We start from the raw sequence: 21422 nt of genomic DNA, 5'->3' as shown, positions 1-21422 counted from the left end.
AACGCATGAGCAACGCCCCCACCCCCAACAACAAATCCAAGCTGTCGCTGAAGCGCGACACGACCGCCACCGGCGCCGACGCCGGCAAGCTGGAAGAACGCCTGCACAAGGTGCTGGCCCAGGCCGGCCTCGGCTCGCGCCGCGCGCTGGAACAGCGCATCGCCGACGGCCTGGTCAAGGTCAACGGCGAAACCGCGCAGACCGGCATGTCGGTCAAGGCCGGCGACAAGATCGAACTCGACGGCAAGACCTTCGTCGCCAGCGCGCTGACCGAACCTTCGCGCGTGCTGATCTACAACAAGCCCGAAGGCGAAGTCACTACCCGCGAAGACCCCGAAGGCCGCCCGACCATCTTCGATTCGCTGCCCGTGCTGAAGGGCGCGCGCTGGATCGCCATCGGCCGCCTCGACATCAACACCACCGGCCTGCTGCTGCTGACCACCGACGGCGAACTGGCCAACGCGATGATGCATCCATCGTTCGAAGTCGAACGCGAGTACGTCGTCCGCGTGCGCGCGCCCGAGGGCCAGGACAGCGTGCCGGACAACATCGTCGACCGCCTCGCCCGCGGCGTCGCGCTGGACGACGGCCCCGCCAAGTTCGACGAGATCGAACGCATCGGCGGCACCGATTCGCACGACTGGTTCCGCGTCGTGGTCAGCGAAGGCCGCAACCGCGAAGTGCGCCGCCTGTGGGAGTCGCAGGGCTGCCAGGTCAGCCGGCTGAAGCGCGTGCGCTACGGCGACGTGACCCTGCCACAGCCGCTGCTGCGCGGCCAGTCGCAGGAACTGCCCGACGTGCAGGTCGAAGCGCTGCGCAAGAAGCTGGGCCTGGAAGACGGCACGCCGGCGGCGCTGACCCTGCAGCCGGTGATCGGCCAGCGCAAGGCGAGCAAGACCGCCGTGCATGTCGGTGGCGGCCGCAACGGCAACGCCTACGTCAACGGCCACAACACCGCCGACGAAGGCCGCGAACTGCGTCGTTTCGACCACGTGCGCGAAGATCGCCGCGGCAACCGCAAGCCGCATGGCGGCCTGACCGTCAGTGGCGAAGCGGCCGCGAAGCAATCGCAGAAGCCGTTCAAGCAGCGCAAGATGAAGGGCCCGAAGCCGTTGCCGGATGGCAACCCGGCCGCGTTCCGCACTTGGTACGTGCCCGAAGGCGTCGACACCGGCCCGGCCGGCCATCGCAACGCCGGACCGAAGAAGCCGTTCGGCGGCAGGCCCGGTGGCAAGCCGGCCGGCGGCAACGCACAGGGCCGTCGCGGCGGTTCGCGCTTCAACGAAGCCGGTGGCGGCGGTGGCAACCGTTTCGGCAACGAAGGCGGATTCGGTGCCGAGCGTGGCCCGGGCGGTTTCAACGCCAATCGCGGTCCGCGTGGCGCCGGAGGCGGCCAGGGAGCCGGCAAGCCGCAGCGTGCCGCCAAGCCCTATGGCCACCCCGGCAACGCGCCGAGCTTCCCGTCCGACCACGCTACCCCCGGCTATTCGCCGTACGGCCAGCAGCCGCGCGGCAATCGTCCGCAGGGCGGCCGTCCCGGCGGCGGCAACCGTCCGCATGGCAATGGTCCGCGCCCTGGCCATGGACCGCGTCCCGGCGGCCCGCGCGGCGGTGGACGTCCCGGCGGTGGCCGGCACAGCGGCGGCTGACGATCGGCCTCGCTTTCGACACAAGGGCGCCTGCGGGCGCCCTTCGTGTTTTCGACTTCACCTACGCCTCATGCCCGCCACGCAGGGGTCGGCCACCCTGCCCCGCATGCCTGGCGATGGAAGGTGTCGATGGCGGAACGTTCGAATGGATGGGACTGGGACCTGGTGGTGGCCGGCGCCAGCTTCGCCGGCGCGGCATGCGCGCTGGCCGCGGTGCATTACGGATTGCGCGTCTGCGTGCTCGAACGAAAGCGCGATCCCGGCGTAAAGCTCCATACCACCGGCATCCTGGTCAAGGAAGCCGCGGAGCGGACCTGGCTCAATCGCGTTCCGCCCTCGCTGGTGCAGCGTGTCGAACGCGTGCGCCTGTATGCGCCGAACCTGCGCAGCCTGTCGCTCGCCGCGCCCGGCTATTACTTCCTGACCACCGACACGCCGAACCTGATGCGCTGGCTCGCCGAAGAACTGCGCGCACATGGCGTCGAACTCCGGCTGCACCAGTCCTTCACCCGGGCTTCGCGCATCGGCGACGGCTGGCAGGTCGACAGCCTCGGCAGTACGCGTTGCCTGGTCGGGGCCGACGGTGCGAAGTCGCGCGTGGCCGAATGCATCGGCCTCGGACGTGTCGCCGATTTCCTCTACGGCATCGAACACGAATTCGCCGGCCTGCGACTGCCAGAGCCCGATGCCCTGCACTGCTTCATCAGCCGGCGTTACGCCCCCGGTTACATCGGCTGGGTGGCGCAGAACCCGACCGGCGTGCAGTTGGGCCTCGCGCTGCGGCACCGGGATGCGAAACCGCGGCGCCCCGACATCGACGGCTTCCGGCAGCGAATCGGCGAACTCGTGGGCCTGCCGGCCCGCCTCACGCCGACCGCAACACGGGCCGGACTGATCCCATGCGGCGGCCCGGTCGCGGCGATGAGCGCGCCAGGCGCAATCCTCACCGGCGATGCCGCGGGCATCGTGTCGCCGGTCACCGCGGGCGGCATCCATTCGGCCTGGCAGCATGGCTGGACCGTCGGTGAAGCGATCGCCTTGCATGTCCGCGGCGACGGACCCGCACCGGAATCCATCGCGGAACAGGCCGCGCCGCGCTTCCGCGCCAAACGCGCCTTGCGCTGGGCCTACGACCGTTTCCAGGCCGACTGGCCGTTCGACCTGCTCCTGCATTCGGCGCCGCTGCGCTGGGCGGCGGAACAGGTCTATTTCCACCGGCGGCGAACCTGGCCGGGATTCCGTAGGTCGGGGTAACGTCCCCGACCAGTTCCACCACGGGTCGGGGACTACCCGACCTGCGACGCATCAGTCGATGGAGAACGCGTCCGCATCCAGCATCGCCGGGAAGCGTTCGCGATGCGCCGCCAGCTCGGCGGCCTGCAGCGTGGTGGTGACGACGACTTCCTGGTCGGTGCACTCGCTGACCGGATGGCCGAGGAAATCGATCACCGCGCTGTCGCCGGAATAATGCAGGTTGTTGCCGTCGGTACCGACGCGGTTGACGCCGACCACGTAGCACAGGTTCTCGATGGCGCGGGCCCGCAGCAGGGTCTTCCACGGATAGGCGCGCGCCGACGGCCAGTTGGCCACGTAGATCTGCAGGTCGAAGTCGAGCTGGTCCTTGCGTTCGACGTTGTAGCGGTTGCGCGCGAACACCGGGAAACGCAGGTCGTAGCAGACCAGCGGGTTGACCCGCCAGCCTTTCAACTCGACGACCAACCGGTCCTTGCCGGCGGCGTAGCGCTTATGCTCGCCCGCGTAGCGGAACAGGTGGCGCTTGTCGTAGTGCTTGAGTTCGCCATCCGGCGTGGCCCACAGCAGGCGGTTGAACACGCCTTCGCCGACGCGCAACTGCACGCTGCCGGTGACCACGGCGTCCAGCGCCTTCGCCTGCTCGCGCACCCACGCCACCGTCGGTCCGTCCATGCCCTCGGCTTGGCCGATGGCATCGTTGCTGAAGCCGCTGGTGAAGGTTTCCGGCAGCACCACCAGGTCGGTGGCGCCGGCCAGAGGCGCGATCAGGTCGCCGTAATAAGCGCGATTGCCGGCCGGGTCGTGCCAGCGGGTTTCGCCTTGGATGATGGAAACGCGAAGGTCTTGCATGGTCCGACTCCGATGAAACCCACTGCCGTCACCCCGGCAAAAGCCGGGATCCATTTTGCTGTCGCATTCTCCACGAGTCACGGAAAGGCAAGATCAAAATGGATTCCAGCTTGCGCTGGAATGACGGCTAAAAACTGCGGAAACTACAATTTCTTCAACCGCTCGATCGCCGCATCCAGCGTCGCTTCGTTCTTGGCGAAGCACAGCCGCGCCAGGCGCTGGCCGGCCGGCGGGTTTTCGTAGAACGGCGACAGCGGGATCGCGGCGACGCCCTTCTCCACGGTCAGCCATTTCACGAATTCGGCGTCCGGCAGGTCGCTGACCGCCGAATAGTCGACCAGCTGGAAATACCCGCCCGGCACCGGCAGCGGTTTCAGCTTCGTCTCCAGCAGCTGCGCGCGGAAACGGTCGCGCTTGGCCTGGTAGAACGCGCCGAGCTGGTCGTAGTGTTCGGGCTCGGCGCGGATCATCGCGGCGAAGGCGTGCTGGGCCGGGGCGAAGGTGCAGAACACGTTGTACTGGTGCACCTTGCGGAATTCCGTGCTCAGCGCCGGCGGGGCGATGGCGTAGCCGATCTTCCAGCCAGTGCAGTGGTAGGTCTTGCCGAAGCTGGACACGACGAAGGCGCGTTCGCGCAGTTCGGGGTAGCGCAACACCGACTCGTGGCGGCGACCGTCGAACACGATGTGTTCGTACACCTCGTCGGAAACCAGGAAGATCTCGGTGCCGCGCAGCAGGTCGGCCAGCGTGCGCATGTCGTCTTCGCCGAACATCGCGCCTGACGGGTTGTGCGGGCTGTTGATCATCAGCAGCCGGGTCTTCGGCGTGATCGCCGCCAGCACCTTGGCCCAATCGGGCGCGAAGCTTTGCGGATCCAGCGGCACGTGCACCGCACGCGCGCCGGCCAGTTCGATCGCCGGCTCGTAGCAGTCGTAGGCCGGGTCGAGCACGATCACTTCCTCGCCGGGGCGCACCACCGCGTGGATGGCGTTGAAGATCGCCTCGGTGGCGCCGCTAGTCACGGTGATCTCGGCGTCGGCGTCCACCTCCGCGCCGTAGCAGCGCTTCGCCTTCTCCGCGATGGCCTGGCGCAGCGCCGGCACGCCGGTCATCGGCGCGTACTGGTTGTGGCCGGCGCGCATCGCTGCGTCGAGTTCGTCGACCAGGCGCTGCGGCACGGCGAAATCGGGGAAGCCCTGGCCCAGGTTGACCGCACCGTGCTCGGCCGCCAGTTGCGACATCACGGTGAAGATGGTGGTGCCTACCTTGGGCAGCTTGGTCTGTGGGGACATCCGGGTTTCCAGCGTGGCGGGAGGCCGAAGTGTACGCAAACGCGATGGCACAGGCCGACATGGCGGCGGGAAGACAGCGTTCCAGCGGGCGGTCTGCCGATACAATGCGGCCGATGACCGATTCGCCCCTCCGCGCTCCGCTGCTGGCCGTCCGCGGACTGACCTTCACCCGCAACGACGACCCGGTGTTCGGGCCGCTGGATTTCGCCGTCGACGGCGGCGAGGCGCTGCTGGTGCAGGGCGGCAACGGCGTGGGCAAGACCACCCTGCTGCGCGTGCTGGCCGGGCTGTTGCGCGCCGATGCGGGCACGCTGGAAATCGACGGCCGGCCCGCCGATGCCGGCGGCCGCGCCCATGCCATGGCCTATCTCGGCCATCTGCCGGCGTTGAAGGCCGACCTGACCGCGCTGGAGAACCTGCGCTTCCTGTGCGGCCTGCACGGTCGCCGGCCGCGGCAATTGCCCGACACGGCGATGGCGATCGTCGGCCTGGCCGGTTACGAGGACGCGCTGGCGCGGCAGCTGTCGGCCGGACAGAAGAAGCGCCTGTCGCTGGCGCGGATGTGGCTGTCGCCGGCGCCGCTGTGGCTGCTCGACGAGCCCTACGCGAACCTCGACCTGGAAGGCATCAACCTGGTCAACCGGATGATCTCGGCGCACCTGCGCGATGGCGGCGCGGCGCTGGTCACCACCCACGGCGCCTACGCCGCGCCGCCGGTGCGCACGCGAATGCTGGAACTGGGAGGCTCGGCATGAGCGCGCCTTCCCTGTTCTCCAGCGCCCGCGCCCTGCTCGGCCGCGACCTGCGCCTGTTGTGGCGCCGGCGCGGTGATGCCTTCCAACCGGCGCTGTTCGCGTTGCTGGTGGTGGTGCTGTTCGCGCTGGCGCTGGGCAGCGAACCGCAGACGCTGTCGAAAGTCGCCGCCGGCGTGCTGTGGCTGGCGGTGCTGCTGGCCGGATTGCTGGCGCTGGACACGTTGTTCCGCGGCGATGCCGAAGACGGCTCGCTGGAGCAATGGCTGCTGGCGCCGGTGTCGCTGGCCTGGCTGGTCGCGGTGCGGGTCTTCAGCCATTGGCTGACCACCGCGTTGCCGTTGCTCGTCGCCACCCCGCTGCTGGCCGAACTGTTGCGCCTGCCGCACGCGCAATTGCCGGTGCTGATGGCCTCGCTGGCGCTGGGCACGCCGCTGCTCAGCCTGCTCGGCGCGGTGGTCGCCGCGCTGACGGTCGGCATGCGCCGCTCTGGTATCCTTGTGGCCTTGCTGGCGCTGCCGCTGTACGTGCCGGTGCTGGTGTTCGGCGCCGGCAGCGTCGCCGCCAGCGCGCAGGGGTTGGAAGTGACCGGCGCGCTGCTGCTGCTCGGCGCCGGCCTGGTGCTGGCGCTGGTGCTGGCCCCGTTGGCCGCCGCGGCGGCGATCCGCATTGCCCTGAATTAGAAAGCCGCCGCATGAATCCCGTCGTCCGCTGGTTCCACCAACTCGGATCGCCCCCGTACTTCGACCGTTTCGCCGCGCGCTGGGCTCCGTGGTGCCACCTCGTAGCGCTGCTGCTGTTCGGCTTCGGCGCGTGGCAGGGATTGTTCGTGGTGCCGGCCGACTACCAGCAGGGCGACAGCTTCCGCATCTTCTTCATCCACGTGCCGGCGGCGATGATGAGCCTGGCGGTGTTCGCGTTGATGGCCGTGTACGCGGCCATCGCCCTGGTCTGGCGGATCAAGCTGTGCGAGATCCTGGCCATGGCCTGCGCGCCGATCGGCGCGGCGTTCACCCTGATCACCCTGGTCACCGGCTCGATCTGGGGCAAGCCGATGTGGGGCACGTGGTGGGACTGGGATCCGCGCCTGACCACCGAGCTGATCCTGCTGTTCCTGTACCTGGGCGTGATGGGCCTGTACGGCGCCATCGACGACCGCCGCGCCGCCGCGCGCGCGGCCGGGTTCCTCGCCATCGTCGGGGTGGTGCTGTTGCCGGTGATCAAATATTCGGTGGTGTGGTGGAATTCGCTGCACCAGGGCCAGACCATCAGCCTGCTCGGCCAGTCGAAGATCGACCCGAGCATGGTGCTGCCGTTCTGGGTGATGTTCGCCGGCGTGCAGTTCTGGTTCGCCGGTTCGCTGCTGGCGCGCGCGCGCGCCGACAACCTGCGCCGCGAAGCCGGCAAGGACTGGGTGGCGAAACTCGCGGGACACGCCGGACCGGAGCAGCAATCATGAGTTACCTGTCCTACGTCGTGGCTTCCTACGTCGTGTTCGCCATCGTGCTGCTGTGGGACTTCGTCGCCCCGCGCCTGCAGCTGCGCCGGCAACTGCGGGCCGCGCGCCAGCGCGCCGCGCGTACCGCCAAGCGCGACGTTCCCATGGAGTTGAACCGATGAACCCCGTTCGCCGCCGTCGCCTGCTGTGGGTGCTGTTGCTGCTGGCCGCGGCCGGCATCGCCGCGACCCTGGTCGCGCTGGCCTTGCAACGCAACGCCACCTATCTGTACACGCCGGCCGAAGTGCTGCGCGGCGAGGCCGGCGAACACGCCCGTTTCCGCCTCGGCGGCATGGTCGAAAAAGGTTCGTTCCAGCGCGCGGCCGGTTCGCTGGAAGCGCATTTCCGCGTGACCGACGGCGACGCGCAATTACCGGTGGTCTATTCCGGAATCCTGCCGGACCTGTTCCGCGAGAACCAGGCCGTGGTCGCCACCGGCAGCCTACGCGACGGCACATTCGTCGCCACCGAGGTGCTGGCCAAACACGACGAGAACTACATGCCGAAGGAAGTGGCGGACAAGATGGGGGCCGCGCACAAGAAACACGATGTGGCTTCAGATACCGCAGGATCGGGGAATTGATGTCTTTGCCTGCCGCAAATCCCCCCTACCCCCCTTTTGCAAAGGGGGAAAGAACCACCGCCGTCGTGGCCCTTCGCTTTTCCTCCCCCTTTGAAAAAGGGGGATTGAGGGGGATTTGCTTCAGCCATGCTGCCTGAACTTGGCCAGATTGCCCTGATCCTCGCGCTGCTGGTCGCCAGCCTGCAGGCCGTGCTCCCGCTGGCCGGCGCACATCGCGGCAAGGTCGCATGGATGGCAATCGCGCGACCGGCGGCTTACGCGCAACTGGTGTGTGTACTCGGCGCGTTCGTCGCGTTGACCGTCGCCTTCGTCACCGGCGATTTCTCGGTGAAGTACGTCGCGGACAATTCCAACTCGCTGCTGCCGATGGTCTACCGCTACACGGCGGTGTGGGGTTCGCACGAAGGCTCGCTGCTGTTGTGGGCGCTGGTGCTGGCGCTGTGGACGGCGGCGGTAGCGCGTTTCTCGCGCGCGCTGCCCGGCCCGGTGATCGCACGCGTGCTGGGCACGATGGGCGTGGTGGCCGTCGGCTTCCTGTCGTTCCTGATCTTCACCAGCAACCCGTTCGAACGCCTGCTGCCGGCCGTCGCCGAAGGCCGCGACCTCAACCCGCTGCTGCAGGACCCCGGCATGATCATCCATCCGCCGATGCTGTACGTCGGCTACGTGGGTTTCGTGGTGCCGTTCGCCTTCGCCATCGCCGCCCTGCTCGACGGCAACGTCGATGCGCGCTGGTTGCGCTGGACCCGGCCGTGGACCAACGTGGCCTGGGGCTTTCTGACCCTCGGCATCGCACTGGGCAGCTGGTGGGCGTACTACGAACTGGGCTGGGGCGGCTGGTGGTTCTGGGACCCGGTCGAGAACGCCAGCTTCATGCCCTGGCTGGTCGGCGCGGCGCTGCTGCATTCGCAGGCGGTGACCGAAAAGCGCGGCAGCTTCCGCGGCTGGACCCTGCTGCTGGCCATCGCTGCGTTCTCGCTGTCGCTGCTGGGCACCTTCCTGGTGCGCTCCGGCGTGCTGACCAGCGTGCATGCGTTCGCGGCAGACCCGACACGCGGCTTGTTCGTGCTGGTGTTCCTCGCCATCGTCATCGGCGGTTCGTTGCTGCTGTACGGCCTGCGCGCGTCCACGCTGGGGGATGACGTCGAAGACGCGCGTTCGCGCTTCGCCGCCAGTTCCCGCGAGACCCTGCTGCTGGCCAACAACCTGCTGCTGGCCGCGGCCTGCGCGATGGTGCTGCTGGGCACCTTGTACCCGCTGCTGGCCGACGCGCTGGACCTGGGCAAGATCTCGGTCGGGCCGCCCTACTTCGGCCTGCTGTTCTTCGTGCTGATGGCGCCGCTGATCGCGTTGTTGCCGTTCGGACCGCTGACCCGCTGGCAGAAGGAACAGGTTTCGAAGCCGACGGCGATGTTGCTGCCCTGGCTGGCCTTCGCCGTGGTGCTGGCGGGCATTGCGTATTTCATGGCGCCGCAAGGCAAGTGGAAGACCGCAGTCGGCATTGCCGCCGCCGCGTGGGTCGGCTTCGGCACGTTACGCTTCGTGTGGACGCGGGTGAAGGCAAACGGAAAGTTCACCGCGGAAATGCTCGGCATGTGCTTCGCCCATTTCGGCATCGCGGTGTTCCTGGTCGGCGCGTTGCTGACCGAGGCGCAGAGCGTGCAGCGAGAAATCGCGATGAAGCCCGGCGACAGCGTGCCGCTGGGCGCGTACTGTGCCCAGTTCGACGGTGTGGAACGTCGCCAAGGTCCGAACTACCTGGCCGACCACGGCACTGTCGTCGTGCTCGACCGCGCCTGCTCCGACCGCGTGACGACCTTGCATCCGGAAAAACGCGCCTACGCCGCGGGCGGCCAGGTGATGACCGAAGCGGGCATCCGCGGCGGCGTGCTGCGCGACCTGTACGTGGCGCTGGGCGAGCCCCTGGGCGGCGACGCCTGGGCGGTGCGCCTGCACGTGAAGCCGTTCGTGCGCTGGATCTGGATCGGCGCGCTGCTGATGGCCCTGGGCGGCTTCATCGCCGCCACCGACCGGCGCTTCCGTCGCGCCCCCGAACCGAGCAAGCCATGAACACCTCCAATTCCCCCGCCCCGCAGAAGAAAGGCCACGGCGCATTCGTGTTCGCAGCGGTCATCATCGGCCTGTTCTTCATCGGCCTGGTCGGGCTGCTGTTCTACGGCGTGCGCCGCTCCGGCGACGCCGACCGCGACGCATTGCCGTCGGCGCTGATCGGCAAGCCGGCGCCGGCTTTCGATTTGCCGCTGCTGCATACGCCCGATCAACGCCTGGCCCTCGCCGACCTGCATGGCAAGCCTTTCGTGTTGAACGTCTGGGGCAGTTGGTGTCCCGAGTGCCGGGGCGAGCACCCGGTGATCTCGCGCTTCGCCTACACCAAGCGCGTGCGCTTCATCGGCTACAACCTCAAGGACGAGCCGACCGACGCGAAGGCGTGGCTGGAACGCTACGGCAATCCGTACACCGACGTGATCGTCGACGTCGACGGTCGCGCAGCGCTGGACTGGGGCATCTACGGCGCGCCGGAAACCTTCCTGGTCGATGCCGCGGGCATCGTGCGCTGGAAACATGTCGGTCCGGTGGATGACGCAATCATCCGGGACGAATTGATCCCGCTCCTCGACAAGCTCGATCGCCGATGAAATACGGCCTCGCCATCCCACTCCAATCGTCATTCCCGCGAAGGCGGGAATCCAGTGTCTTGGTCTTTGCTTTTTCTTTTTTGCGAAAGGCAGAAAAGCGAAAGTCCCTGGATTCCCGCCTTCGCGGGAATGACGATTTCGTTTTTACTGGTTTTCTGCAACTTGTATTGCTTGCCCTGCTGTCCCTGCCGACCCTTGCCTTCGCCCAGGTCAGCGACCCCACCCCGCTGCAATTCCGGGACGCGGCCGAAGAAACCCGCTTCCACGACCTGACCAGCGAACTGCGTTGCGTCAAATGCCAGAACCAGTCGCTGGCCGACTCCAACGCGCAGATCGCCCACGACCTGCGCCGCGAAGTGCTGGAACTGATGCACGAAGGCCGCAGCGACGCCGAGATCAAGCGCTACCTGGTCGAACGTTACGGCGAGTTCGTGCTGTACCGCCCGCAGGTCGAAGGCCGCACCTGGTTGCTGTGGTTCGGTCCGGCATTGCTGCTGCTCGTTGGCGCCGTGGTGTTGGCGCGCATACTGAAGCGCCGCGGCGGCACGGCGCTGCCCGACGACGACGGACAGGAGTGGTGATGGCCGTTTTCGTCGCCATTGCGGTCGCGTTGACCCTCGTCGTGCTCGGCGCCGCGCTATGGCCGCTGTGGCGCGGCTCGCGCGGGCTGATGATCGGCCTGGTGCTGCTGCTGTGCCTGGCCGCATCGGCGCTGTACCGCATCGTCGGCACGCCCGCCGGCGTGCTGGCGCAGCCGGCGGCCGCCGCCGCCATGCCGCAAACCCTGGACGAGGCCATCGCCGCGCTGCGCGCGGAATTGAAGCGCAACCCGAACGAACCGGAAGGCTGGCAACTGCTCGGCCGTTCGCTGGCCACGCAGGGCGATTTCGCCGGCTCGCGCGAAGCATTCGCCAAGGCGCTGTCGCTACAGCCGGACAACGCCGACCTGATGGTCGATGCGGCGCAGTCGCGCAGCCTGGCCGATCCGCAACGCCGCTTCGACGATGAAGCGCTCGACCTGCTCAGGCGCGCGCTGCAGGCGCAGCCGCAGCACCAGCGCGCGACCTGGTTCCTCGGCATCGCCCAGCGCCAGCGCGGCCAGGCCGCCGAAGCGGCGAAGACCTGGGAGCCGCTGCTGGCCCAGGTCGATGCCGGTACCGCCGCCAGTCTGCGCCAGCAGATCGACGCCGCGCGCGCCGAAGCCGGGTTGCCGCCGTTGCCCGAAGTGGCGACGCCTGCCGCCGGCAATGCGCTGACCGTGAAAGTTGCGCTTGATCCCGATTTCGCCTCGCGCGTACGCCTGCGCGGCGATGCCAGCGTGTTCGTCATCGCGCGCGTCCCCGGCGGCCCGCCGATGCCGGTCGCGGTGGAAAAGCATGCGCTGTCCGAATTGCCGCTGACCGTGACGCTGGACGACGCCGACAGTCCGATGCCGACGCAGAAGCTGTCGGCGCTGAAGGAAGTCGAACTGGTCGCGCGCATCTCCGCCAGCGGCAATGCGATGCGCCAGGAAGGCGACGTCGAATCGGCGCCGGTCCGGGTCTCCGTTCCGGCGAACAAGCCAATCGAACTGGAAATCGGCGGCCCGTAGCAGCAGTTCCTGCTCGCGGCCGCTTCGTGGGAGCGGCTATAGCCGCGATGCTTTCGCGATGCCCCCTCGCGGCTATAGCCGCTCCCACAAAGCCCGCTCCTGCAACCGCTAGAATCCACGCATGACCGAATTCATCCCGCCCGGCACGCGTTTCCACGTCCTGCCCTTGCCGTTCCCGATGAAGCGCGGCGGCGCGCTGCACGGCGCGCGTGTCGCCTACGAGACCTGGGGCGAACTCGACGCCGCGCGCGACAACGCCATCCTGATCGTCACCGGCCTGTCGCCCGACGCGCATGCCGCGGCCAACGAAGGCGATACCGAGCCGGGCTGGTGGGAAGCGATGCTCGGACCCGGCAAGCCGATCGACACCAATCGCTGGTTCGTGGTCTGCGTCAATTCGCTGGGCAGTTGCAAGGGCTCCAGTGGGCCGGCGTCGATCGATCCGGCCACCGGCGACCTGTACCGGCTCGATTTCCCCGAACTCTCGATCGAAGACGTCGCCGAAGCCGCATTCGGTGTGGTCCGCGGGCTCGGCATCGAAAGACTCGCCTGCGTGATCGGCAATTCGATGGGCGGCATGACCGCGCTGGCGCTGCTGTTGCGCCATCCCGGCGCGGCCCGCGCGCACATCAACATCTCCGGCAGTGCGCAGGCCCTGCCGTTCTCCATCGCGATCCGCTCGCTGCAGCGCGAGGCGATCCGCCTCGACCCGAACTGGAACGGCGGCCGCTACAACGACGACACCTACCCCGAATCGGGCATGCGCATGGCGCGCAAGCTCGGCGTCATCACCTACCGCTCGGCGCTGGAATGGGATGGCCGCTTCGGTCGCGTGCGGCTGGAATCCGATCGCCCCGACGAGGATCCGTTCGGCTTGGAATTCCAGGTCGAAAGCTATCTCGAAGGCCATGCGCGCCGTTTCGTGCGCCGCTTCGATCCGAACTGCTACCTGTACCTGAGCCGGTCGATGGACTGGTTCGACCTGGCTGAATACGGCAATGGTGACGTGATGGCCGGACTGGCGAAGGTGCGCGTGGACAAGGCGTTGGCCATCGGCGTTTCCACCGACATCCTGTTCCCGCTGCAGCAGCAGCAACAGATCGCCGACGGCCTGCGCGCCGGCGGCGCCGACGCGCGCTTCCTGCCGCTGGATTCGCCGCAGGGCCACGACGCCTTCCTGGTCGATTTCGCCCGTTTCGGCCCGGCGATCGGGGATTTCCTGGCCGGACTGTGATCTCCTTCTCCCACCGGGAGAAGGTGGCGCGTAGCGCCGGATGAGGGCGGAAACCTTCGGAACCTGCGGAACCTTCCTATCGCCGTCATTCTCCCGCCCTCATCCGCCTTCGGCACCTTCTCCCGGTGGGAGAAGGAAAAGCGATAAAATGCCCGCATCCCGTAGCAGGCAGCCGCATGAACACGCTCGATTTCCCCGGCCGCGACGCCCTGATCGCCGCGCTCGACGACGCCGTCGCCCTCGGCGACGACCGTTCGGTCACCGATGCCCTGCGCAAGCGCCTGTGCGCGATGATCGGCGAGAAGGAAGTGCAACTGCCCGAATGCGTGTTCGAGCCCATCGCCGACCACTACGCGCGGCGCGAGCTGTACACCAGCCCGGAACACGGCTACAGCGTCATCGCGATGACCTGGGGCCCGGGCCAGGGCACCAAGATCCACGACCATTCCGGCATGTGGTGCGTCGAAGGCGTGTGGCACGGCCGGCTGGAAATCACCCAGTACGAACTGGCCGAGCGCAACGACCAGCTGTACCGCTTCACCCCGGTCGGCACCATCGAGGCCGGCACCGGTTCCGCCGGCAGCCTGATCCCGCCGCACGAGTACCACACCATCCGCAATCCCAGCGATCGTTCGGTGGCGGTGTCGCTGCACGTGTACCAGCGCACCATGGTCCGCTGCGGGGTGTTTTCGCCGGAGGAAGGCCAGGCCGACTGGCAGCGCCGCGGCGAACGCCTGCTCGGCACCGACCAGGTGGTGACCCACTGAGCGGCCAGCCCCGGCGATAGGCTATAATTTTCGTCCGCGCCGAAGTGGCGGAATGGTAGACGCAGCGGACTCAAAATCCGCCGCCCTTAAAAGCGTGTGGGTTCGAGTCCCACCTTCGGCACCAACATCACAGGGGGTTTAGTCGCGAGGCTAAGCCCTTTGTCGTATTCGGCAGTGCCGCGCGGCCGGCTAACCTCCGGACCTGCGAACGGCGCCGATGCGCCAGCCAAGGGTGCCGAGCATGAATTCCGAGTTCCGCAAACCGCTTCCGGGCACTTCGCTCGATTGGTTCGACGCGCGCGCCGCGGTCGACGCGATCAGGCCCGGCGCCTGGGCCGGCCTGCCCTACACCGCGCGCGTGCATGCCGAGAACATCGTGCGCCGCGCCGATCCGGCGATGCGCGACGCCTACCTGGCCCAGTTGATCGACCGCAGGCGCGACCTCGATTTCCCGTGGTTCCCCGCGCGCGTGGTCTGCCACGACATCCTCGGCCAGACCGCGCTGGTCGACCTGGCCGGCCTGCGCGACGCCATCGCCGAACAGGGCGGCGACCCGGCCAAGGTCAACCCGGTGGTGCCGGTGCAGCTGATCGTCGACCACTCGCTGGCGGTCGAGGCGCCCGGTTTCGACAAGGACGCGTTCGCCAGGAACCGCGCCATCGAGGACCGTCGCAACGAAGACCGCTTCCACTTCATCGAGTGGACCCGCAACGCCTTCGGCAACATGCAGGTGATCCCGCCGGGCAACGGCATCATGCACCAGATCAACCTGGAAAAGATGTCGCCGGTGATCTACGTGCAGGACGGCGTCGCCTTCCCGGACACCTGCGTCGGCACCGACTCGCACACCCCGCACGTCGATGCGCTGGGCGTGATCGCGGTGGGCGTCGGCGGGCTGGAGGCGGAGAACGTGATGCTCGGCCGCGCCTCGTGGATGCGCACGCCCGACATCGTCGGCGTCGAGCTTTCGGGCAGGCCGCAGCCAGGCATCACTGCGACCGACGTGGTGCTGGCGCTGACCGAGTTCTTGCGCAAGGAAAAGGTCGTCGGCGCCTACCTCGAGTTCCGCGGCGAAGGCGCGGCGGCGCTGACCGTGGGCGACCGCGCGACGATCAGCAACATGGCGCCGGAATACGGCGCGACTGCGGCGATGTTCTTCATCGACGGCAACACGCTGGACTACCTGCGCCTGACCGGTCGCGACGAACAGCAGGTCAAGCTGGTCGAAACCTACGCGAAAGCCGCGGGCCTGTGGGCCGACGACCTGGCCGGCGCCGAATACGAGCGCACGCTGCGCTTCGACCTGTCCACGGTGGTGCGCAACCTCGCCGGCCCGTCCAACCCGCACAAGCGCCTGCCGGTCAGCGACCTGGCCGAACGCGGCGTCGCCGACGAGGCCAAGCTGGCCGCGGGCAAGGCCGAGGAGACCGCGGGCCTGATGCCCGACGGCGCGGTGATCATCGCGGCGATCACCTCGTGCACCAACACGTCGAACCCGCGCAACGTGATCGCCGCCGGCCTGCTGGCGCGCAACGCCAACGCGCGTGGCCTGCTGCGCAAGCCGTGGGTGAAGACCTCGCTGGCGCCGGGCTCGAAGGCGGTGCAGCTGTACCTGGAAGAAGCGAAGCTGTTGCCGGAGCTGGAGAAGCTCGGCTTCGGCGTGGTCGCCTTCGCCTGCACCACCTGCAACGGCATGAGCGGCGCGCTGGATCCGAAGATCCAGCAGGAAATCGTCGAGCGCGACCTGTACGCGACCGCCGTGCTGTCGGGCAACCGCAACTTCGACGGCCGCATCCATCCGTACGCGAAACAGGCCTTCCTCGCCTCGCCGCCGCTGGTCGTGGCCTATGCCATCGCCGGTACGGTGCGCTTCGATATCGAGAAGGACGTGCTGGGCGTCGATGCCGCCGGCAACGAGGTGCGCCTGAAGGACATCTGGCCGAGCGACGAGGAAATCGACGCGACGATCCGTGCTTCGGTGAAGCCGGAGCATTTCCGCCAGGTCTACGAACCGATGTTCGCACCGCGCGCGCGCAGCGGCGCCGATCCGCTGTATGCGTGGCGCCCGCAGAGCACCTACATCCGCCGCCCGCCGTACTGGGAAGGCGCGCTGGCCGGCGAACGCACGCTGCGCGGCCTGCGTCCGCTGGCGGTGCTCGGCGACAACATCACCACCGACCACCTGTCGCCGTCCAACGCGATCCTGCCGGACAGCGCCGCCGGCGAATACCTGGCGAAGATGGGCCTGCCGGAAGAGGACTTCAATTCCTACGCGACCCATCGCGGCGACCACCTGACCGCGCAGCGCGCGACGTTCGCCAATCCGAAGCTGTTCAACGAGATGGTGCGCAACCCCGACGGCAGCGTGAAGCAGGGTTCGCTGGCGCGGATCGAGCCGGAAGGCAAGGTCACCCGGATGTGGGAAGCGATCGAGACCTACATGGAACGCAAGCAGCCGCTGATCATCATCGCCGGCGCCGACTACGGCCAGGGCAGCTCGCGCGACTGGGCGGCCAAGGGCGTGCGCCTGGCCGGCGTCGAAGCGATTGTCGCCGAGGGTTTCGAGCGCATCCACCGCACCAACCTGATCGGCATGGGCGTGCTGCCGCTGGAGTTCAAGCCGGGCACCAACCGCCTGAGCCTGGGCATCGACGGCACCGAGACCTTCGACGTGGTCGGCGAGCGCAGGCCGCGCGCGGACCTGACCCTGGTCATCCACCGCCGCAACGGCGGGAGCGTCGAGGTGCCGGTGACCTGCCGGCTGGATTCGGACGAGGAAGTGTCGATCTACGAGGCCGGCGGCGTGCTGCAGCGCTTCGCCCAGGATTTCCTGGAGTCGTCGAAAGCGGCCTGACTCGTTCGTCGTAGGGTTACACCCACCTGAAAGGAGATCGACCATGTCCGACGCCAACTCCACCGGTACCGTCCGCCTGCATCGCGTGCTGAAAGCACCGCCGGCGCGCGTCTATCGCGCCTTCCTCGACGCCGACGCACTGTGCAAATGGCTGCCGCCGCACGGTTTCACCGGCAAGATGCATTCGATGGACGCGCGCGTCGGCGGCGGTTACCGGATGTCGTTCACCAATTTCGGCACCGGCAACGGCCATTCCTTCACCGTCCGCTACGTCGAGCTGGTCGAGAACGAACGCATCCGCCACACCGACACCTTCGACGACCCCAACCTGCCGGGCGAGATGCAAGTCGAAATAGTGCTGCGCCAAGTGATGTGCGGCACCGAGCTGAGCATCGTGCAGGCGGGCATCCCCGCCGCGATCCCGGTCGAGTTCTGCTACCTCGGCTGGCAGGAATCGCTGACCCTGCTGGCGCAGTTGGTCGAGCCCGAGATCCCCGATGGCGGCTGAGTCGGTCCGGCTCGATGCCCTGTGGGATCCGGTGCGGAACAGGAACGAGCCGCGATTGCTGTTCCTCGCGCGTCCGGGCGCGGCCGTGAACGACGGCCTCGACGGGTTGCTGGCCCCGCATCCCGTCGCCAGCCGGCTCGGCCGCGCCGCGGTCCCGCGGGCGAACCGGCACCAGTCATTGTCGGACCGCTACGTGGACACGCCTGAAATCCGCGAACTGATGGCGCGCGCGGGCGCCGGCGTCCGGGCGCAGGGGCTGACCCTGGCCTTCGAGCGTCTTTGCAGCGGGCCGCGCAAGCCGGGAAGCCATCTCTGGCTGGTACGTCCCGTACAGAGATCGTCTAAAGCACTGGAAACCGTGGTCCGCGCGATCAATGCAGCGCTGGTCGCGCAAGGATTGCCGCCCGGCGGCGGTCACTTGCCCCATGTCACGTTGAGTTACTCCGCCGCACTGGCCCTGCCTGCCGATGAGCCCATCGCTCCGATCGAATGGTCCATCGATACAATCGAACTGGTGGTCGGCGGCGGCGATCCGTATCGCTACGAAACGCTGGGCAGCTGGCGGCTGGCCCCGGAGCCGCCCCGCCTGGTGCAGAGCAGCCTGTTCTGATTCCGTCCACGCATTCCCCGACAAGAACGACGATGAACCACCTTCCGCAGATCCCCGCTCCTCAAATGCGTGTGCCCGCCACCTACATGCGCGGCGGCACCTCGAAGGGCGTGTTCTTCAGGCTGGAAGACCTGCCCGAAGCCGCGCGCGTGCCGGGGCCGGCGCGCGATGCGCTGCTGATGCGGGTAATCGGTTCGCCCGATCCGTACGGCAAGCACACCGACGGCATGGGCGGAGCGACGTCGAGCACCAGCAAGGTGGTGATCATCGCCAGGTCGTCGGTGCCGGACCACGACGTCGATTACCTGTACGGGCAGGTGCCGATCAATGATGCGTTCATCGACTGGAGCGGCAACTGCGGCAACCTGTCCTCCGCGGTCGGTCCGTTCGCCATCGCCAACGGACTGGTCGACCCGGCCAAGGTGCCGCGCGACGGGATCTGCACCGTGCGCATCTGGCAGGCCAACATCAACAAGACCATCGTCGCCCACGTTCCGGTCGCCAACGGCGAAGTGCAGGAGACCGGCGACTTCGAACTGGACGGCGTGACCTTCCCCGCCGCCGAGATCCAGCTGGAATTCCTCGACCCGGCGGCCGAGGACGACGACGGCGGCGGCGCGATGTTCCCGACCGGAAACCCGGTCGACGAGCTCGAGGTGCCGGGTGTCGGCACGTTCAAGGCCACGCTGATCAACGCCGGCGTGCCGATGGTGTTCGTCGAAGCGGCGGCGCTGGGTTACGACGGCACCGAGCTGCAACCCGCGATCAACGAGGACCCGGCCGCGCTGGCGAAGCTGGAAGCGATCCGCGCGGCGGGCGCAGTGCGCATGGGCCTGGTCGAACGGATCGAGGACGCGGCACGGCGGCCGCTTACGCCGAAGGTCGCGTTCGTCGCGCCACCCAAGGACTATGTTTCGTCCAGCGGCAAGCCGGTAAAGGCCGACGAGATCGCCTTGCTGGCGCGCGCCATTTCGATGGGCAAGCTGCACCACGCGATGATGGGCACCGCCTCGGTCGCCATCGCCACCGCCGCGGCGGTGCCGGGCACCCTGGTCAATGCGGCGGCCGGTGGCGGCAGCCGCGACGCGGTGCGCTTCGGCCATCCTTCCGGCACCCTGCGCGTCGGCGCGGAGGTCAGGCAGGTGGACGGCGAGTGGACGGTGACCCGCGCGGTCATGAGCCGCAGCGCGCGGGTTTTGATGGAAGGCGCGGTGCGGGTACCGGACGGCATATTCTGAGCGGCAGGCGGCCACTCCCTCTCACGCACAAATACCGCTGCCGAAGGTAATATCTGGCTGACCCGCCCAGCCGCCGCCGCCGAGGCCTGCATGAATCCACCGAACCCGTCCGCCAGCCTGCATTCGTTGCGCCCGCGCCCGGAGGTGGAGCTGGGCCGACGTGCGGAAGTGCGGGTCGAGAAGTTCCTCGACGCGGCCACCGAAGTGTTCGCCGAAAAGGGCTACCAGCACGCCAAGCTCAGCGAGATCGTGGCCCGCGCCGGCGGCTCCATGGCCACGCTGTACCGCGTGTTCGGCGACAAGGAAGGCCTGGCCCACGCGATCATCGAGCGCCGCCTCGACGACCTGAACCAGCGCATGCAGGCGCTGGACCTGTCCGGCCAGTCGCCGGAACAGGCGCTGCGCCTGGCCGCGGAGCGCCTCGTCGAAAGCCTGGCCCGGGCCGATTCGCGCGTGCTGCACCGCATCGTGGTCGGCGAAGGCCAGTCGTTCCCGCAACTGCGCGACTGGTTCTTCGACCATGCCGTCGCCACGGTCCGCGAAAAACTGGCTACCTATTTCGAACAGGAAGCCGCAGCCGGGCGCCTGCGCATCGACTCGGCCGAGCACGCCTCCAGCCAGTTCTTCATGATGCTGTTCGGCGACTGGGCCCTGCGCATCTCCTGCGGCAACCTGCACGAGACCGACCAGCCCGCCCTGCATGCCTATGCGATGCAGGCGGTGGACCTGTTCCTGCACGGCGCGCTGCCGCGCTGACCCGCGGCCCGCTCCTGCACCGAACACAGGCGAACCGGATTCTTTTCCCCAAACATCAAAGGCCCAGTCTTTCCGGGTCTCCCCGGATCGGCTGGGCCTTCTAGTCGTCGTCGAGCTTTCAGGGCATGTGCCTTCTTGCTTTCCTACGACGCATGCAGGCTAGCGCCACGCGCGTTACTCCATCGTCAAGAAACGCTCACCGTTCGTCGGCAGGCCACGGCCACCAGCCCTTGCCGGTCAGCGCGTAGCGATCGGCGGCGCGTTCGAACGGATTGCGCACGCTGATGCCGCCGCACAACAGGTAGGCGGGCAGGAACAGCGGCCCCAGCACCATGTACTGGAAAACATGCGCGCGCTCGTGGTCGCCGAGCACGATGTAGGGATGCACGCGGCGCCCGGCGCGGTGTTCGTAGGTGATGCACGGCGAGTCGAGCGTGTCGCCGCTGTGCAGGATCACGTTGCCGAAGGTGATCGCGCCGCCCGGGCCCCACGGCCAGAAGTGGAAGACCAGGGCAAACTCGCGGCGATTGAATCGCGGCTTGGAGCCGAACAGCATGCCGACGCCGCCCAGCAGCAGGCCCAGCAAGCTGTTCGGCGAGGCCCACACGAAACCGAGCGCGCGCATCGCGACCAGCGCGGACTTCCGCATCGCCGTGGCGTCCGTAGCTTCGCTCAATCGGCCTCGTTCGGCATCAACAGCCACAGGATCAGGTAAACCAGGATGCCCGGGAACGCCGCCGACGCGATCGACACGATCACGAAGATCGCGCGCAGCAGCGTCGCGTTCCAGCCGAAGCGGTGGGCGATGCCGCCCATCACCCCCGCGATCATGCGGTCGTTAAGCGAACGGGCGAACGGCTTGGTCTCGGTCATGGCGGCCCCCTGTGGCTGCGCCGAGTCTAGCGCGTCACGGCGCGGGCTTGGCTGAACCGCGCAGGCGCTGCAACTGGTCTCGGAACCAGCCTGCCGCATCCTGCTCGGGCCGGCCCGGGCAACGCACCCGGTACGCCTTGCCGCTGAAGCTGCTGCGGCTGGCCGCGCGGTCGATGAATTGCTCGGCGGAATCGACCAGGTCCTTCTTCAACAGGTAGTCGCACTTGCGCTGCAGGTGCGCTCGAGCCTGCGTGGCGTCGTACCAACTGCCGTTGCGGTTGAATTCGCAATGCGAGGCGCCCAGCGCCTGCATCAGGCCGGCGATTTCCTGCCGCGCCTTCGCGGAGGGCGCTGCGAAAGCCGGCGCGGATGCCAGCAAAAGCGCGATCGCAGCAGTGGAAAAACGCAGCCTCATCGTGTCGTCTCGGTCTTTCCGCCTTGTGGAGCCGAGCGCGCT

The 21422-nt window shown here is 68.0% G+C and carries 23 protein-coding genes and 1 tRNA gene; 19 read left to right on the top strand and 5 right to left on the bottom strand.

The genetic code is table 11. The annotated features are described in order from the left end of the window. Positions 1-5: 5 nt before the first annotated feature. Positions 6-1649, top strand: a complete 1644-nt coding sequence (gene rluB / locus J5837_RS11655; protein WP_210536897.1) for a 23S rRNA pseudouridine(2605) synthase RluB — start codon at positions 6-8, stop codon at positions 1647-1649. A 129-nt stretch (positions 1650-1778) separates the two neighbouring features. Beyond that, on the top strand, positions 1779-2903 hold the full coding sequence (locus tag J5837_RS11650) for an NAD(P)/FAD-dependent oxidoreductase (protein WP_210536896.1): 1125 nt from the start codon (positions 1779-1781) through the stop codon (positions 2901-2903). Positions 2904-2954: 51 nt separating this feature from the next. Here the strand turns inward: J5837_RS11650 and J5837_RS11645 are convergent, their stop codons facing one another. Next, positions 2955-3752, bottom strand: a complete 798-nt coding sequence (locus tag J5837_RS11645; RefSeq protein WP_210536895.1) for an amidohydrolase — start codon at positions 3750-3752, stop codon at positions 2955-2957. A gap of 143 nt (positions 3753-3895) precedes the next feature. Next, positions 3896-5044, bottom strand: a complete 1149-nt coding sequence (locus J5837_RS11640) for a pyridoxal phosphate-dependent aminotransferase (protein WP_210536894.1) — start codon at positions 5042-5044, stop codon at positions 3896-3898. Positions 5045-5157: 113 nt separating this feature from the next. On the opposite strand from J5837_RS11640, the gene ccmA reads away from it, so the two are divergent. The 17 genes from ccmA (at position 5158) to J5837_RS11555 (ending at position 20092) form a co-directional block, all read left to right on the top strand. Then, positions 5158-5799: a heme ABC exporter ATP-binding protein CcmA gene (ccmA, locus tag J5837_RS11635; RefSeq protein ID WP_210536893.1), complete on the top strand. Its 642-nt coding sequence runs from the start codon at positions 5158-5160 to the stop codon at positions 5797-5799. Continuing rightward, on the top strand, positions 5796-6479 hold the full coding sequence (gene ccmB, locus J5837_RS11630) for a heme exporter protein CcmB (protein WP_210536892.1): 684 nt from the start codon (positions 5796-5798) through the stop codon (positions 6477-6479). The genes ccmA and ccmB overlap by 4 nt, the downstream gene beginning before the upstream one ends. A gap of 11 nt (positions 6480-6490) precedes the next feature. After that, positions 6491-7255: a heme ABC transporter permease gene (locus J5837_RS11625; RefSeq protein ID WP_210536891.1), complete on the top strand. Its 765-nt coding sequence runs from the start codon at positions 6491-6493 to the stop codon at positions 7253-7255. Continuing rightward, positions 7252-7416, top strand: coding sequence for a heme exporter protein CcmD (ccmD, locus tag J5837_RS11620; protein WP_210536890.1), 165 nt, complete (start codon positions 7252-7254; stop codon positions 7414-7416). The genes J5837_RS11625 and ccmD overlap by 4 nt, the downstream gene beginning before the upstream one ends. Further along, positions 7413-7877 carry a cytochrome c maturation protein CcmE gene (ccmE, locus tag J5837_RS11615; RefSeq protein WP_210536889.1) on the top strand — a complete coding sequence of 155 codons (465 nt, stop codon included), beginning with the start codon at positions 7413-7415 and terminating at the stop codon, positions 7875-7877. The genes ccmD and ccmE overlap by 4 nt, the downstream gene beginning before the upstream one ends. 126 nt (positions 7878-8003) lie before the next feature. Next, positions 8004-9947 carry a heme lyase CcmF/NrfE family subunit gene (locus J5837_RS11610; protein ID WP_210536888.1) on the top strand — a complete coding sequence of 648 codons (1944 nt, stop codon included), beginning with the start codon at positions 8004-8006 and terminating at the stop codon, positions 9945-9947. Beyond that, positions 9944-10534, top strand: a complete 591-nt coding sequence (locus tag J5837_RS11605) for a DsbE family thiol:disulfide interchange protein (protein WP_210536887.1) — start codon at positions 9944-9946, stop codon at positions 10532-10534. Before J5837_RS11610 ends, J5837_RS11605 begins: the two co-directional genes overlap by 4 nt. A 155-nt stretch (positions 10535-10689) precedes the next feature. After that, entirely contained in the window at positions 10690-11115 is a 426-nt protein-coding gene (locus J5837_RS11600) for a cytochrome c-type biogenesis protein (protein ID WP_244755934.1), read from the top strand. Next, positions 11115-12125, top strand: a complete 1011-nt coding sequence (locus J5837_RS11595; RefSeq protein WP_210536885.1) for a tetratricopeptide repeat protein — start codon at positions 11115-11117, stop codon at positions 12123-12125. The genes J5837_RS11600 and J5837_RS11595 overlap by 1 nt, the downstream gene beginning before the upstream one ends. Positions 12126-12246: 121 nt before the next feature. Next, positions 12247-13359 (top strand): homoserine O-acetyltransferase MetX, encoded by a 1113-nt coding sequence (gene metX / locus J5837_RS11590; RefSeq protein ID WP_210536884.1) that lies wholly within the window; start codon positions 12247-12249, stop codon positions 13357-13359. 176 nt (positions 13360-13535) lie between these two features. Beyond that, positions 13536-14126 carry a cysteine dioxygenase family protein gene (locus J5837_RS11585; protein ID WP_210536883.1) on the top strand — a complete coding sequence of 197 codons (591 nt, stop codon included), beginning with the start codon at positions 13536-13538 and terminating at the stop codon, positions 14124-14126. A gap of 38 nt (positions 14127-14164) precedes the next feature. After that, a tRNA-Leu gene (locus J5837_RS11580) sits at positions 14165-14250 on the top strand. Positions 14251-14367: 117 nt separating this feature from the next. Then, a complete protein-coding gene (acnD, locus tag J5837_RS11575; RefSeq protein ID WP_210536882.1) occupies positions 14368-16980 on the top strand; it encodes a Fe/S-dependent 2-methylisocitrate dehydratase AcnD in 2613 nt (870 codons plus the stop codon). A gap of 43 nt (positions 16981-17023) precedes the next feature. Next, positions 17024-17488 (top strand): SRPBCC family protein, encoded by a 465-nt coding sequence (locus J5837_RS11570; protein WP_210536881.1) that lies wholly within the window; start codon positions 17024-17026, stop codon positions 17486-17488. Continuing rightward, a complete protein-coding gene (locus J5837_RS11565; protein WP_210536880.1) occupies positions 17478-18098 on the top strand; it encodes a 2'-5' RNA ligase family protein in 621 nt (206 codons plus the stop codon). The genes J5837_RS11570 and J5837_RS11565 overlap by 11 nt, the downstream gene beginning before the upstream one ends. A 65-nt stretch (positions 18099-18163) precedes the next feature. Further along, positions 18164-19336, top strand: coding sequence for a 2-methylaconitate cis-trans isomerase PrpF (prpF, locus tag J5837_RS11560; RefSeq protein ID WP_425504838.1), 1173 nt, complete (start codon positions 18164-18166; stop codon positions 19334-19336). Positions 19337-19426: 90 nt separating this feature from the next. Then, positions 19427-20092, top strand: coding sequence for a TetR/AcrR family transcriptional regulator (locus tag J5837_RS11555; protein WP_210536878.1), 666 nt, complete (start codon positions 19427-19429; stop codon positions 20090-20092). 196 nt (positions 20093-20288) lie between these two features. On the opposite strand, the gene J5837_RS11550 is transcribed toward J5837_RS11555, so the two are convergent. Genes J5837_RS11550 through J5837_RS11540 form a run of 3 tightly spaced genes read right to left on the bottom strand, consistent with a single transcriptional unit; the run spans position 20289 to position 21380 of the window. Further along, the gene (locus J5837_RS11550) at positions 20289-20741 is read right to left on the bottom strand and encodes a hypothetical protein (RefSeq protein WP_210537025.1); all 453 of its coding nucleotides are present in this window, start codon (positions 20739-20741) and stop codon (positions 20289-20291) included. A 23-nt stretch (positions 20742-20764) separates the two neighbouring features. Next, entirely contained in the window at positions 20765-20965 is a 201-nt protein-coding gene (locus tag J5837_RS11545) for a PspC domain-containing protein (protein WP_210536877.1), read from the bottom strand. A 34-nt stretch (positions 20966-20999) separates the two neighbouring features. After that, positions 21000-21380, bottom strand: a complete 381-nt coding sequence (locus tag J5837_RS11540) for a YfeK family protein (RefSeq protein ID WP_210536876.1) — start codon at positions 21378-21380, stop codon at positions 21000-21002. Positions 21381-21422 lie beyond the last annotated feature (42 nt).

The organism is Pseudoxanthomonas helianthi, assembly GCF_017939625.1.
Classification (GTDB): domain Bacteria; phylum Pseudomonadota; class Gammaproteobacteria; order Xanthomonadales; family Xanthomonadaceae; genus Pseudoxanthomonas_A; species Pseudoxanthomonas_A helianthi.
The sequence above is the reverse complement of the archived record's forward strand: the minus strand, read 5'-3'. Positions and strand labels throughout refer to the sequence as shown.